Below are 14,389 nucleotides of genomic sequence, written 5' to 3' on the forward strand. Positions count from 1 at the left end.
CGGCTGCCGGGCGCGCAGGTCCTGGTGCCTGCTGGGCCCGGCAGTGCCCTGCTGGTGGCCGTGTTGAGTGCGGCGGTCGCCATCGTGCTGATTCGGGCACCCTCCCGTGACCTGGGATCGAGCGTCGCGCGCGCGAGCGTGTGGGTGAGGCGAGGAGCGGCGGCGATCCTCGTGGTCGTACTTTCGCTGGCCGGATCCCGTGTGCTCCTCGACGGTCCCCTGGCCACGGCGACCGCTCCGGAGGGGTGGGCCATCGCGGTATGCGATGTCGGACAGGGAGACGCAGTGCTCGTGCGCTCGGCGACCGAGGTCGCGCTCATCGACGTAGGGCCCGATCCTGAGCCTCTCTCCGCGTGCCTGCGATCGCTCGGCATCGAGCGCATCGACCTTCTCGTGCTCACCCACTTCGACCTCGATCACGTCGGCGGGATAGGCGCTGTCCAGGGGCGAGTCTCCACGGCTCTGCACGGTCCGGTCGCCGAGGAGTCGGATCGACGTCTTCTCGAAGACCTCGTCGCGGGAGGCGCGCGCGTCGATGAGGCTTCGGTGGGCCAGCACGGCATGCTCGGCGAGGCGGCATGGCGAGTGCTCTGGCCGCTGCGGAAGTCCGTCGCGTTCCCCGAAGGCAACGACGCGAGTGTCGTGATGGAGTTCGACGGGGGAGGAGTGCCGCGCTCGATCTTCCTCGGCGACCTCTCCGCAGCCCCTCAGCGCATGCTGCAGCGCTCAGCGAGGCTGACGCCGTATGCGGTGGTCAAGGTGGCTCATCACGGCAGTGCGGATCAGGAGCCAGGGCTGTACGAGATGATCCGGCCGCGGGTGGCCCTGTTCAGCGTCGGAGCGGACAACGACTACGGCCATCCACGCTCCGAGACCCTCGACCTTTTGGCCGCGACCGGCGCGCATGTGCTGCGCACCGACGAGCAGGGACGCGTCCTGCTCGGCCTCCGGGACGGCGAGCTACAGGTCTGGACGGAGCAGGTGGGGCGGTGACAGTCCGAGCCATGTCGGCCACCGCCGGTAGGCTGGATCCATGGCAGCTTCGCGAACCCCCTCCCGCGGCGGCGCGAAGCCCACCAAGATTCCTCAGGTCTCCTGGCGCGAGCCGCACCCCGCCCCGATCGTGCTCGTGTCGGGCCCGGAAGAGGTCTGTGCCGAGAGAGCGATCGCCGGTGTCCGCGACTACCTCCGGGCCGAAGACCCTGCACTCGAAGTGAGCGACGTCCGCGCCGATGACTACGCTCCTGGAACGCTGCTCTCTCTCACCTCACCGTCGCTTTTCGGAGAACCCCGCCTGGTACGTGTCTCGGGTGTGGAGAAATGCTCCGATGCGTTCATCCAGGAGGCGGTGTCCTACCTCGACAACCCGCAAGAGGGGGCGACGGTCATCCTTCGCCACACCGGCGCCAGCGTGCGCGGCAAGAAGCTTCTCGACGCGCTTCGCGCCGGGAACGGCGGCGGTATCGAGATCGCCTGCCCAGCCATCAAGCGCGACAGCGACCGGGTCGACTTCGCCGCCGGCGAGTTCCGTGCGGCGAAGAAGCGCATCGCGCCTCCCGCTCTGCGCGCGCTGGTCTCTGCATTCGCCGACGATCTCACCGAGCTCGCTGCGGCCTGTCAGCAGCTCATCGGCGACGTCGAGGGCGATATCTCCGAAGAGATCGTCACCAAGTACTACGGTGGCCGTGTCGAGGTCTCGGCCTTCGTCGTCGCAGACACGGCGATCGCCGGTCGGTACGGTGAGGCTCTCATCGCCCTCCGCCATGCGCTCTCATCGGGTGCCGACCCCGTGCCGATGGTCGCGGCGTTCGCGATGAAGCTGCGCACCATGGCGCGTGTCGCCGGCAACCGCGAGCCGAGCCGCCAGCTCGCTCAGCGCCTGGGCATGAAGGACTGGCAGGTGGATCGTGCCCGCCGCGACCTCGCAGGCTGGAACGAGCGCTCGCTCGGGATGGCGATCCAGGCCACGGCGAGGGCCGACGGCGAGGTCAAGGGTGCCGCTCGTGACCCGATCTTCGCGCTCGAGCGCATGGTCACCGTGATCGCCACGCGTCAGCCGTTCGGGGAGTAGCCGATCGCCTCAGGACCCGGCCCGCTCGCCGAGGCGATGACCTTTCCGAGGCAATGAAGAAGGCCCGCCCCGATGACGGGACGGGCCTTTCTCAGAAGCTTCGGCTCAGAGGGAAGCGACCTGCTTGGCGAGAGCCGACTTGCGGTTCGACGCCTGGTTCTTGTGCAGGACACCCTTGCTGACGGCCTTGTCGAGCTTGACGGCGGCCTTCTTCAGGGCAGCCTCTGCTGCTGCCTTGTCGCCGGCGGAGACGGCCGTGCGAGTGGTGCGGATGACCGTCTTGAGCTCGCTCTTCACGGCCTTGTTGCGCTCGCGCGCCTTCTCGTTGGTCTTGTTGCGCTTGATCTGCGACTTGATGTTTGCCACGTGTGGACGCTTTCTGTACAGGAGTGTTCGGAATGCCGGCAGCAGAAGAGGGCTGCTGCACAGCGGTCGTGAGGGAAGAACCCACACGCAAGCCAAGAGTCGAGTCTACCAGCAGACGGGCTGTTGACGCGAAACGGCGACGGGAACACGAGACGCCGTCGCGCTTTCGATGGTACCGGGTGCAGAATCATCACTCCCGACACTGATGTCAAGGAGCCCACATGACCCCCGAGTCCTCTCGTTCGTCCCTGCCCTCAGGGCTCCGCTGGTCCGCGGCGACCTCGGCCTTCCAGATCGAGGGGTCGCGCCCCACCGGGATATCAGGACGATCGATCTGGGACGACTTCCTCGAGAGGCCGGGAGCTATCCTCGACGGTTCGGTCGCAGACCCGGCCTGTGACAGCTATCGACACCCCGAGGCCGACGTCGCTCTCGCAGCCGGGCTCGGGCTCGATCGCTACAGGTTCTCGATCCCCTGGGCCCGCGTACAGCCGGACGGCCTCGGACGCGGCGACGGGGTGGCGCTCGATCACTACTCCCGTCTGGTCGATCTTCTCCTCGACGCGGGAGTCGTGCCGTTTCCCACCCTGTTCCACTGGGAGATGCCGAGCAGAATCGAAGCGGGCGGCGGCTGGCTCGAGAGGGACACGGCGGACCGCTTCGCCGACTACGCAGCGATCGTGGCGGATCGTCTCGGCGACCGTGTGCAGCACTGGTACACCCTGAACGAGCCCGCCATGACGACGCTCCAAGGCTATGCGGTCGGTGCGCTGGCACCCGGGAAGCAGCTCCTCTTCGGCGCGCTGCCGACCGCGCACCATCAGCTGCTCGCCCACGCTCGGGCGGCGGCCGCTCTGCGCGAGCATGGTGCCGCATCGGTCGGATTGGTCAACAACCACACCTGGGTCCTGCCGCTGCGCGACACCGCCGAGGACCACCAAGCGGCGGCGATCTACGACCTGATCCACAACCGCGTCTTCAGCGAGCCGCTCCTCGCCGGTTCGTACCCCGACCTGGAAGCACTCGGCCTGCCTCCGATGCCTGTGCAGGACGGTGACCTCGAAGCCATCGGCCGCTCGATCGACTTCTACGGCATCAACTTCTACAACCCGACCACGGTGACCGCAGCAGCGGAGGAGAGTCCGATCCCGTTCGACATCGTGCCCACACCCGGAGCGCCGGTGACCGGGTTCGGTCCGGAATGGCCGATCATGCCGAGCGCTCTGCACGATCTTTTGATCGACCTGCACGCCTGGCATCCGCAGCTGCCGCCCGTGATCATCGGTGAGAACGGGGCCTCGTTCCCCGAGCCCGACCGTGCCGCCCGCGTCGACGATGCCGACCGGATCTCTTACCTCGCCGACCACATCGCGGCCGTCGGCGATGCGATCGATGCGGGGGTGCCGGTGGAGGAGTACACGGTGTGGTCCCTGCTGGACAACTGGGAGTGGGCCGACGGCTACACTCAGCGCTTCGGTCTCGTGCACGTCGACTTCGATACGGGCGAGCGCACGCCCAAGGCTTCGTACGACTGGTATCGAGAGGTCATCGCGAGCTCGCGTGCAGCGGTTCCTCAGGTGGCCGGGACGGGGGAGAAGCGGTGACCGAGGTCGTCGGCGCTCGCACGGCGCGGGCGGGGGCGCGATCCCGCTCCACTGTGGCGATGGCGAGCTGCAGCACAGCGTTGAAGATCTGCGGTCGCATCGCGGTGACGAGGTGCGTCGTCCGCGGCACGATGATGAGCTCGGCGTGCGGTGCGAGCCGTCGGAACAGCGACTCGTTGAGCCGCAGCTGATCGTACTGCCCGTTCACGAACCAGAGCGGAACCGTGACGCGGGGGATCGCAGCGGCGATGTCGAGTGCCGCCAGGCTGCGAAGCGCGGCGTCCTGGGTGTCCAGTGCGTACCCGCCTGCGGCGAAGTCGGATCGGGTCTCGAGGGGGATGGTAGCCTCGAGCATCCGTCTGGTGAGCCACATCCCACGGTCGGGGAGGGAATCGACGGCCCGGGCGAACAGGCGATAGGCGCGAAGACCGGCGCCGCGGGGGAGCGACGTGCAGGCGGCGGCGATGAGCCCGGCGACCGGCGGACGCTCTGCCCCGCCGGCATAGGCGAGACACAGCAGGCCGCCCAAGGAATGCCCCACCAGGAGCACCGGACCCCTCTCGGCTGCGGCGCGCACCGCGACGTCGATCGTGTGCAGCGCCTCGTGAAGGGTGAAGTCCTCCTGCATGCGGGTGCCGTGACCCGGCAGATCCACGGCGGTGAATGTGGCGCCGCGCTCTTCGAGGTGGGCAGCCTGAGATCGCCACATGGTGGCCGAGGTGCGGATGCCGTGCACGAAGACGATCTGGGCGCTCACGGGTTCAGCATAAGGAAAGCGGGGCCGGTGGATGAACCACCGACCCCGCTTCGACACGATGTGTGTCAGAGAGTGTTACTTCTCCCAGCCGACGTTCTCGACCGGGGTAATGCCGAACAGGTCGAGACCGACGTAGGGCTCGGGCGTGAGGTTCGCCAGGCCTTCCTTGACGGTGTAGATCTGCGGGCCGTTGTACAGCGGGATGAGGCCCCAGCGCTTGTAGATCTCGGGCTCGAGCTTCATCGCGGCAGCGGTCTGCGCCTCGGGGTCGCTCTGCGACTCGACCTTGTCCTTGATCTCGGCGTCGAGTTCGGCGTCACCGACACCCGACAGGTTGAGACCAGAGTCCGAGCAGTACAGCTGGCAGAACCAGGCCGCACCGAACGGGTCGGAGGAGGTGAAGCGGAGTCCGGAGACATCCCAGTTCTTCGAGGTGTAGTCCTCGGAGAACTGGCTGGCCGGGCGGACCTCGACCTTGACGTCGATGCCGATCGCCTTCTGCTGAGCCTGCAGCGACTGCGCGAGGGCCTTCTGCGTCGCGGAGTCAGCCCAGATCGGGTACACGACGGAGAGCTTGACGCCGTCCTTCTCGCGGATTCCGTCGGAGCCTTCCGTCCAGCCTGCCTCGTCGAGGAGCTTCTTGGCGCCCTCGACATCGAACTTCCAGCCGGCGGCCTTCATCGAGTCGGAGTAGCCGGGCTGGAACGAGAACAGGGTCAGCGAGCCGGCCGGGTCCTCTTCGTATCCGAGGCCGTTCCAAGCGATCTGCTTCTGCTGATCGATGTTGATCGCCTTGAAGAACGCCTCGCGAACCTTGACGTCCTCGAACTGCGGCTTGGTCGAGTCGACCTGCAGGATCGTGTTGGCCGTCTGCTGTGCGCGGTAGACCACGGCGCCGTCGACGTCCTTGACCTGATCGATGAGCTCCTGGGAGCCCGTCTCGACCATGTCGACCTCGCCGTTCTTGAAGGCATTGACGCCGGCCTGGGCGTCCATGCCGGTCATGGTGACCTCGTCGAGCAGGGGAGCGTCGCCCCACCACTCGGGGTTCGGCTTGAACGAGACGTAGCCCTTGTTGGCGTCGAACTCGTTGATCGTGTACGGACCTGCGCCCCACTCGGGGTGCGGGTTCTCGATCATCGCCTCGTTGAAGGTGGTCGGGTCAGCGAGCGCGGGGTGCATGACGCCGCCGTTGAACGGCATCTGCGGCCATGCGAACTCGCCCTTGAAGGTGACGATGGCGGTCTTGGCCGTGTCGCCCTGCTCGACGGACTCGATGTCCTTGTAGCCGTCGGTCGCGTTCGGGTTGAAGCCCTCGTCGTAGGAACGGTTGGCCTTCCACGTGGCGTCGATGGCCGTCCAGTCCATGTCGGTGCCATCGTTCCAGTGCGCCTCGTCGGTGAACGTGAAGGTCAGGACCGTCTTGCCGTCCTTCACCTCGTTCTTCCACTCGGAGAGGTAGTTGTCGTTCTTGTACTGCGTGCCATCCGGCTTCATGAGGATGATCTGCGGCATGTACCACGCGGCGATGCGCGCGGTGTCGGCGCTGCCGTCGCTGTTGAACGAGTTCAGCTGCGGCGGGACCTCGCGGATGGCGAAGTTGACCGTGCCACCCTCCTTGAGGTTCTCGCGCGGCTGCGGGTTGTAGTTCGCCATCTCGACACCGGCTGCTTCGCCGCTGTCGCCCTTGTCGCTACCACCGGTGGTGCCGGTAGCGCACCCGCTGAGCGCGAGTGCGAAAGCGCCGGTGAGTGCCAGCGCTCCCATCAGCTTGTACTGCTTCATGGTGCTCCTTTCGCCTTGCGGCGTGTCATAAGGGGAGAATAGTTCGCCGAATCCCCGATTGCCCGGGCGGCGAGTGAATCTGGGCTAACCGTTATCGGACGGTGATGCGCTCCTCATCAGGAGGCAGCGGGGTGGGCCGACATGGTCGCCGGATCGAACACGATCCGCTCGCGGGTGCGCTCGATGTCGGGATCCGGCACAGGGATCGCCGACAGCAGCGCCTTGGTGTACGGGTGCTGCGGGTTGTCGAAGACGTCGTCCACGTCGCCGTGCTCGACGAAGTCGCCGAGATACATCACGGCGACCCGGTCGGCGATGTGTCGGACGACGGAAAGGTCGTGGGCCACGAACAGATACGACAGTCCGAGCTTGACCTTGAGGTCGTCCAGCAGATTGATGACGCCGGCCTGGATCGACACGTCGAGCGCGGAGACCGGCTCATCGAGCACCAGGATCTTCGGGTTGGTCGACAGCGCCCTGGCGATGCCGATGCGCTGACGCTGTCCACCGGAGAACGCCTGCGGGAAGCGGTCGCTGTGCGCGGGGTTGAGCCCGACGAGGTCCATCAGCTCCTTGACACGCCGGTGCGCCTCGGCCTTCGGCGTACCGATGGCCGACAGCGGCTCCGAGATGATGTCCGCGACCGTCATGCGAGGGTCGAGGGCGCCCATCGGATCCTGGAACACGATCTGGATGTCGCGGCGCAGAGCCCGCTCCACCTTGTGGCTGCGGATGTCGTTGACGCTGGTTCCCGCGATCACGATGTCGCCCTCGGTCTGCTTGACCATGTCCATGATCTGGAGGAGCGTCGTGGTCTTCCCACTGCCGGATTCGCCGACGATGGCCAGGGTCTCTCCCTCGCGCACGTCGAAGCTGATGCCCTTGATCGCGTGCACCTCGCCGACCTTGCGCTTCAGGAACGCACCCTTGAGCAGGGGGAAGGTCTTGGTGAGGTTCTTCACCTCGAGGGTGATCGGTCGCTGTTCGCGGGGCACCCGGGTCAGCGGGCTCTCGGGTGCCTCACGAACGGGGTACACGGGCAGACCTCCGAGCAGGCCGCCGTCGGTGATCTCGTTCGCGCGGATGCAGGCTGCACGGTGCTCCTCGCCGCCGCCGGTGAGGACCGGCAGGAGCTCGGGCTCGCTGGTGCGGCACGCGTCCATGACGATGGGGCAGCGGTCAGCGAACGGGCAGGCATCCGGCAGGTCGATCAGCAGGGGAGGGTTGCCCTTGATCGGGGTGAGAGGCTCCTTCTCCGCCTTGTCCACACGAGGGATGGCGCCGAGGAGACCGATCGAGTACGGCATGCGGGTCTGGTGGAACAGCTCGCGCACCGGCGCCTGCTCGACCGGCTTGCCGGCGTACATGACCATCACATCGTCGGCCGTGCGGGCGACGACTCCCATGTCGTGGGTGATCATCATCACGGCGGCACCGGTCTCGGCCTGGGCCTTCTCGATCAGGTCGAGAATCTGCGCCTGGATCGTGACGTCGAGAGCCGTGGTGGGCTCGTCGGCGATGATCAGCTTCGGGTCGTTAGCCATCGCGATGGCGATGACGACGCGCTGCCGCATGCCGCCCGAGAACTCGTGCGGGAAGGACTTCATCCGCTTCTCGGGCTCGGTGATGCCGACCAGCTTGAGGAGATCGATCGAGCGCGCCGTCGCCTCCTTGATGCTGAGGTTGCGGTGCACCGTCAGCGCCTCGATCAGCTGCGCGCCGATCGTGTATACCGGGGTGAGAGAGGTCAGCGGGTCCTGGAAGATCATCGAGATCCCGTTGCCGCGGATGGTGGAGAGCTGTGCGTCGGTCTTTCCCAGGAGCTCCTGGCCGTCGAACACGATCGACCCTGAGACCTTGGCGTTCTCATCGAGCAGGCCCATCACCGCGAGAGAGGTGACGGACTTGCCGGAACCGGACTCGCCGACGATGCCGAGGGTCTTTCCCGCTTCGAGGTCGAAGGAGACGCCGCGCACGGCGTCGACGCGGCCCGCCTCGGAAGCGAAGCTGACCTTGAGGTCGCGGACCGAGAGTACGGGGCTCATGCGCGGCCTCCTGCAGCCGAAGTGGGATCGAGGGCATCGCGCAGTCCATCGGCGATGAGCGCCATGGACACGGTCAGCATGGTGAGGACCAACGCGGGGAAGTAGAACAGCCACGGCGAGCTGGTGATCGAGGAGCTGCCCTCACCGATCAGCGAGCCGAGCGAGACATCGGGGATCTTCACACCGAAGCCGATGAAGGACAGGCCGGTCTCGGTCGTCACCGCCGCGACGATGCCGAGGGTGAAGTTGATGACCAGCAGGGATCCGATGTTCGGGATCAGGTGACGTGTCACGATGCGCAGGCCGCGGACGCCCATGTAGCGCGCGGCTTGGACGTACTCGCGCTCACGCAGCGAGAGCGTCATCGTCCAGATGATGCGAGCGGGGAAGAACCAGCTGACGAAGATCATCACGAACGCGATGACCCACCACACGCCGCCGGAGTCGTTCGAGATGATCGACAGCAGGAGGAAGGTCGGCACGACCATCATGAAGTGGATGACGAGCAGCGCGATTCGCTCGAACCAGCCGCCGAAGTACGCGGCGGCGGTACCGACGAGCGCGGAGAGGATCGTCGTTCCCACCGAGACCGTGATCGCGATCATGAGGGATCGCTGCAGGCCGATGGCCGTCTGCGTGTAGGTGTCGTTGCCGGCGCCGTTGGTGCCGAACCAGTGCGCCGCGGACGGCGGCTGGCTCAGCGCGAGGAAGTCCATGCTGTCGACGGCGTACGGCGACAGCAGCGGACCCAGCGTGGAGAAGAGGACCAGCACGAGCAGGACGACGACGCCGCCGACGGCCGGCTTGTTGCGCATGAACCGGCGCGTGTAGAGCGTCCACTTGGACAGCGACTTGTCCGCGGCGCGGTCGGCGCTGGACGGCGCTGCCGGCGGCTCGACGAGGGGATCGATCATATCGGTGGTCATAATCAGCTCACCCTCACTCGCGGGTCGAGAACGACGACGATGATGTCGGCGAGCACCGCACCGATCGCTGTCAGCACGGCGCCGAAAGCGGCGACGGCGACGACGCCGTTGATGTCGTTGTTGTTGATGGTGTCGAGGAAGTACCGCCCCATGCCCTGCCAGGCGAAGATGCGCTCCGTCAGGATCGCGCCGGTGAAGATCGTCGGGATCGTGAACGCGACCTGCGTCGCGACCGGGATGAGCGACGTGCGCAGGGCGTGCTTGCGGACCGCCTGCGCCTTGGTCAGCCCCTTGGCCCGGGCGGTGCGCACGTAGTCGGCGTTGATGTTGTCCAGCAGCAGCGACCGCTGCAGGAAGTGGTACTGGGCGTAGCCGACGATCACGAGCGCGATCGTGGGCAGCGTGAGGTGCTGCAGGGTGTCGACCAGCACGGGGAAGAAGCCGGTGACGCCGGGGCTCGAGGAGCCGGTGACGTAGAAGATGCGGACGCCGGTCCACTCGTTGAGGGAGATCGCGAGGAGCACCACGGCGAGTCCGGCGACGATGATGTTCACGTTCATCGTGATGATCGAGGTCGCCTGGCCGATGCGGTCGGCGAGCTTGTACTGACGCGAGGCGGTGTAGACACCGAGCCAGATGCCGAGCACCGCCGCGATGATCGTCGCCCCGAGAACGAGCTCGGCGCTGACCCACATGCGGTATGAGACCTGCTCGTTCACTGACTGACCGGTGGGACTCACACCCCAGTCCCAGCGGATCAGGATGCCGCTGAACCAGTTCCACCACCGCTCGATCAGCGGAACCGTGTCGCTGAGGTTGCGGGGGATGAGGACGTTGTCGATCTGCTCCGGAGAAAGCGGAGGTCGGCGCCCGACGTAGTTGCTGCGCGGATCCAGGAAACCCCACGCCAGGAAGAACGTGAGATTCGTGGCGACCACGATCATGAGCAGCCAGCCGAGTGCTCGGCGCAGGAGGTACTTGATCAAGGGGGGGTCAGTCTTTCTCTTCTACAGACGCGCTCGGGATCTGCCGACGCAACGCTGAGTCAGTTGGATACACAATCGCCATCCACCGAACTCTGCGACGCGACGACCATCACGGGGTGTATGACGGAGTCTTATCGCTTGCGGGATCCGGTGTCACGGATTTTCCCTGGCAACTTCGGGAGACTATCACCGGTATGCCCGAATCGGGGATTAGCCTCCCCTGACCGTAGAATCGAGTGGACATGTCCCCACGCGCTCTCACTCCTCTTCAGCCTGCTGCGACGCCGGCTGCGCAGATCCGTAACTTCTGCATCATCGCCCACATCGATCACGGCAAGTCGACGCTCGCCGACCGCATGCTCCAGATCACCGGAGTCGTCTCCGATCGTGACATGCGTGCGCAGTACCTCGACCGCATGGACATCGAGCGCGAGCGCGGCATCACCATCAAGAGCCAGGCGGTCAGGATGCCGTGGGAGCTCGATGGCCAGACCGTCGCTCTGAACATGATCGACACGCCCGGTCACGTCGACTTCACCTACGAGGTCTCGCGTTCGCTCGCGGCCTGCGAGGGAGCGATCCTGCTCGTCGACGCGGCACAGGGCATCGAGGCGCAGACTCTCGCGAACCTCTACCTGGCGCTCGAGAACGACCTGCACATCATCCCGGTGCTCAACAAGATCGACCTGCCGGCCGCCGACCCGGAGAAGTACGCCAAGGAGCTGGCTTCACTCATCGGCGGCAAGCCGGAGGACGTGCTGCGCGTCTCGGGCAAGACCGGTGTCGGCGTCGAAGAGCTGCTCGACCGGTTGGTCCAGGAGATCCCCGCGCCGACCGGCGACGCGGATGCTCCGGCCCGCGCGATGATCTTCGACTCGGTGTACGACGCCTACCGCGGTGTGGTCACCTACGTGCGCATGGTCGACGGAAGCCTGTCACCGCGCGAGCGCATCCAGATGATGTCCACCGGAGCGAACCACGAAGCCCTCGAGGTCGGCGTGTCGAGCCCGGAGCCGACTCCGACCAAGGGGCTCGGCGTCGGCGAGGTGGGCTACCTCATCACAGGTGTGAAGGATGTGCGCCAGTCGAAGGTCGGCGACACCATCACCACGTCGCGGAAGCCGGCATCCGAGGCCCTGCCGGGGTACACCGACCCGAAGCCGATGGTCTTCTCCGGGCTGTACCCGATCGACGGCAGCGACTACGCCGAGCTGCGCGAGGCCCTCGACAAGCTCAAGCTCTCCGACGCTTCCCTCGTGTACGAGCCGGAGACCTCGGTCGCGCTCGGTTTCGGTTTCCGCTGCGGCTTCCTCGGACTGCTGCACCTCGAGATCATCACCGAGCGTCTGGCCCGCGAGTTCAACCTCGACCTCATCACGACCGCGCCCAGCGTGATCTACGAAGTACTGACGAGCGACACCGGCGAGACCGTCACCGTGACCAACCCGAGCGAGTATCCCGACGGGCGCATCGGCTCGGTGTCGGAGCCGATGGTCAAAGCGGCGATCCTGCTGCCCAAGGACTACGTCGGCACGGTCATGGAGCTGTGCCAGTCGCGTCGTGGAACGCTGCTCGGCATGGAGTACTTCTCCGAGGAGCGCGTCGAGCTGCGCTACAACATGCCGCTCGGCGAGATCGTCTTCGACTTCTTCGATCAGCTGAAGTCGAAGACCCAGGGGTATGCGTCGCTCGACTACGAGCCCTCAGGGCAGCAGGAAGCCGACCTGGTGAAGGTCGACATCCTCCTGCAGGGGGAGAAGGTCGATGCCTTCAGTTCGATCGTGCACCGCGACAAGGCCTACGCCTACGGCACGATGATGGCCGAGCGTCTGCGCAAGCTCATCCCTCGCCAGCAGTTCGAGGTGCCGATCCAGGCCGCGATCGGTGCCCGCATCATCGCGCGCGAGACGATCCGCGCTATTCGCAAGGACGTGCTCGCCAAGTGCTACGGCGGTGATATCACCCGCAAGCGCAAGCTCCTCGAGAAGCAGAAGGAGGGCAAGAAGCGCATGAAGATGGTCGGCCGCGTCGAGGTCCCCCAGGAGGCGTTCATCGCCGCGCTCTCGGGCGACGTCGAAGGCAAGGACAAGAAGTAGCGAGCCTCGATCGCGCCCGCGGGATATGACGCCCCGCGGCGCGTGGGGGTGTTCGCTCAGGTAATGCGAAGTAGGGTGGAAGTCATGCGGCGCGGGACTTTCCGAGACGACACGGTGGACTATGCGGCCGTGGGTGCGACCCATGCGCCCGACCTGATGCAGTACCCGCCGGAGCGCAGCATCCCGGCGGAGGAGTCTTGGCGCATCGGCAGCGGTGTCGAACGTTTCCAGACCGCCGGTGAAGCCCTTCTGTCGTGGACCGCGCAGCGTGCGGCCGGACTGTCGGTGGAAGACGTGCGTCCTGCGCCAGGGCCCGCCTATGCGGGCGTGAGCTTCGATGCCGAAGGCAATCCGATCGCGCCGAGCAAGCGCGACGTCGAGCCCCGCTACGACGCGGAGGGCATGCCCTTCGTCGGGGCGGGGATGACGCTGCACCTTCGAGGACGCGTCGCCGGCATGCGCGCCGATTCCGAGCTGCGAGTGATCTCCGTCACGGAGGAGACCCGACGCGTCGGGTTCGTACTCGGAACCGTCGGCGGATCGGTGGTCAGCGGAGAAGAGTCGTTCGACGTGGACTGGCGTGAAGACAACGACGAGGTGTGGTTCACCGTGCGCGCCTTCGACGCGCCGAACGGCCTGCTCTACCGCACGATCCCCGCTCTCGTGAAGCGTCGCCGTCGTGAGCTCTTCGCACGCTACCTCCGGGCGATCTCCCCGCTCTACGCGACCCCGCTCTGATGGCGGGACCGCTTCCTCTCGGAGACCCAGCGCCCGCGGACGGGCACCTGCCGGCCGATCTTCCGATCGATACGACGGTGCCGTTCTCCGCGTATCTGCACATTCCGTTCTGCACTGTGCGCTGCGGGTACTGCGACTTCAACACCTACACGTCGACCGAACTGCGCGGGGCGAAGCAGGAGGACTACGCGTCGACTCTGATCTCCGAGATCGCGCTCGCCCGTCGAGCGCTGGGCGACGCGGGAGCGCTGCGGCCGATGGACACGGTCTTCTTCGGCGGCGGTACACCGACGCTTCTTCCCGCAGGCGACCTCGCGCGCATGCTCGAAGCGGTGACCGGTGCCTTCGGCCTCGCCGATGGGGCGGAGGTCACAGTCGAGGCGAATCCCGATACCGTGACGCCCGAGGTGGCCCGCACTCTGGCGCGGGCCGGAGTCACGAGGATGTCGGTCGGCATGCAGTCGGCTGTTCCGCACGTGCTCGCCGCGCTCGATCGCACCCATCGCCCGGAGAACGTGCGCACCGCCGTCGCCGCAGCGAAGGACGCGGGGCTCGCGGTGAGCGTCGACCTGATCTACGGGGCCCCGGGGGAGTCGCTGTCCGACTGGGAGGCCTCCCTCGATGCCGCGCTGGTGCTCGAACCCGACCACATCTCCGCCTACGCGCTCATCATCGAAGACGGCACGAAGCTCGCCCGCCAGATCCGCCGCGGCGAGGTTCCGACTCCGGATGACGACCTCCAGGCCGACATGTACGAGCTCGCCGATGCCCGTCTCGCAGACGGCGGCTTCGACTGGTATGAGGTGAGTAACTGGGCGCGCACGCCCGATCGCCGTTCCCGCCACAACCTCGCGTACTGGCGGGGGAGCGACTGGTGGGGCTTCGGTCCCGGTGCGCACAGCCACGTCGCCGGTCTGCGCTGGTGGAACGTGAAGCACCCGGCCGCCTACGCGCAGCGTCTGGCGGCAGCCGAATCGCCGGCGGCCGGAACCGAGCGCCCGGACGACGAGTCGCG

General features: G+C 66.6%; 12 protein-coding genes. 6 read left to right on the forward strand and 6 right to left on the reverse strand.

Annotated elements, in window-relative coordinates; translation table 11 throughout:
• Both KZA10_RS00645 and holA read left to right on the forward strand, forming a co-directional pair.
• Positions 1 to 993: ComEC/Rec2 family competence protein (locus tag KZA10_RS00645; RefSeq protein ID WP_218681922.1), on the forward strand; the 993-nt coding region annotated here is incomplete at its 5' end.
• A gap of 40 nt (positions 994 to 1,033) precedes the next feature.
• On the forward strand, positions 1,034 to 2,071 hold the full coding sequence (holA, locus tag KZA10_RS00650; protein WP_055867635.1) for a DNA polymerase III subunit delta: 1,038 nt from the start codon (positions 1,034 to 1,036) through the stop codon (positions 2,069 to 2,071).
• Between the two features lie 105 nt (positions 2,072 to 2,176).
• Here holA and rpsT read toward each other — a convergent pair whose 3' ends face one another.
• Complete coding sequence (gene rpsT / locus KZA10_RS00655; RefSeq protein ID WP_017830351.1) at positions 2,177 to 2,437, reverse strand: 30S ribosomal protein S20; 261 nt, start codon at positions 2,435 to 2,437, stop codon at positions 2,177 to 2,179.
• Positions 2,438 to 2,658: 221 nt separating this feature from the next.
• Here rpsT and KZA10_RS00660 point away from each other — a divergent pair, with 221 nt between their 5' ends.
• A complete protein-coding gene (locus tag KZA10_RS00660) occupies positions 2,659 to 4,041 on the forward strand; it encodes a glycoside hydrolase family 1 protein (RefSeq protein ID WP_218681923.1) in 1,383 nt (460 codons plus the stop codon).
• Here the strand turns inward: KZA10_RS00660 and KZA10_RS00665 are convergent.
• The 5 genes from KZA10_RS00665 to KZA10_RS00685 form a co-directional block, all read right to left on the reverse strand.
• The gene (locus tag KZA10_RS00665) at positions 3,983 to 4,798 is read right to left on the reverse strand and encodes an alpha/beta fold hydrolase (RefSeq protein WP_270408973.1); all 816 of its coding nucleotides are present in this window, start codon (positions 4,796 to 4,798) and stop codon (positions 3,983 to 3,985) included. The genes KZA10_RS00660 and KZA10_RS00665 overlap by 59 nt on opposite strands.
• A 75-nt stretch (positions 4,799 to 4,873) precedes the next feature.
• The gene (locus KZA10_RS00670) at positions 4,874 to 6,583 is read right to left on the reverse strand and encodes an ABC transporter family substrate-binding protein (RefSeq protein WP_017830355.1); all 1,710 of its coding nucleotides are present in this window, start codon (positions 6,581 to 6,583) and stop codon (positions 4,874 to 4,876) included.
• 116 nt (positions 6,584 to 6,699) lie between these two features.
• Positions 6,700 to 8,628, reverse strand: coding sequence for an ABC transporter ATP-binding protein (locus KZA10_RS00675; protein ID WP_017830356.1), 1,929 nt, complete (start codon positions 8,626 to 8,628; stop codon positions 6,700 to 6,702).
• The gene (locus tag KZA10_RS00680; RefSeq protein WP_055867651.1) at positions 8,625 to 9,554 is read right to left on the reverse strand and encodes an ABC transporter permease; all 930 of its coding nucleotides are present in this window, start codon (positions 9,552 to 9,554) and stop codon (positions 8,625 to 8,627) included. Before KZA10_RS00680 ends, KZA10_RS00675 begins: the two co-directional genes overlap by 4 nt.
• Before the next feature lie 2 nt (positions 9,555 to 9,556).
• Positions 9,557 to 10,540: an ABC transporter permease gene (locus KZA10_RS00685; protein ID WP_055867654.1), complete on the reverse strand. Its 984-nt coding sequence runs from the start codon at positions 10,538 to 10,540 to the stop codon at positions 9,557 to 9,559.
• A 242-nt stretch (positions 10,541 to 10,782) separates the two neighbouring features.
• On the opposite strand from KZA10_RS00685, the gene lepA reads away from it, so the two are divergent.
• From lepA to hemW, 3 genes are all read left to right on the forward strand, one after another.
• The gene (gene lepA / locus KZA10_RS00690) at positions 10,783 to 12,636 is read left to right on the forward strand and encodes a translation elongation factor 4 (protein ID WP_218681924.1); all 1,854 of its coding nucleotides are present in this window, start codon (positions 10,783 to 10,785) and stop codon (positions 12,634 to 12,636) included.
• A gap of 84 nt (positions 12,637 to 12,720) precedes the next feature.
• Entirely contained in the window at positions 12,721 to 13,374 is a 654-nt protein-coding gene (locus KZA10_RS00695) for a DUF1990 family protein (protein WP_017830360.1), read from the forward strand.
• Positions 13,374 to 14,389 (forward strand): radical SAM family heme chaperone HemW (gene hemW / locus KZA10_RS00700; protein WP_218681925.1); only part of this gene is annotated, 1,016 nt, incomplete at its 3' end. The genes KZA10_RS00695 and hemW, both read left to right, overlap by 1 nt.

Source organism: Microbacterium sp. BF1 (assembly GCF_019279095.1).
In the GTDB taxonomy this organism is placed as follows: Bacteria; Actinomycetota; Actinomycetes; order Actinomycetales; family Microbacteriaceae; genus Microbacterium; species Microbacterium maritypicum.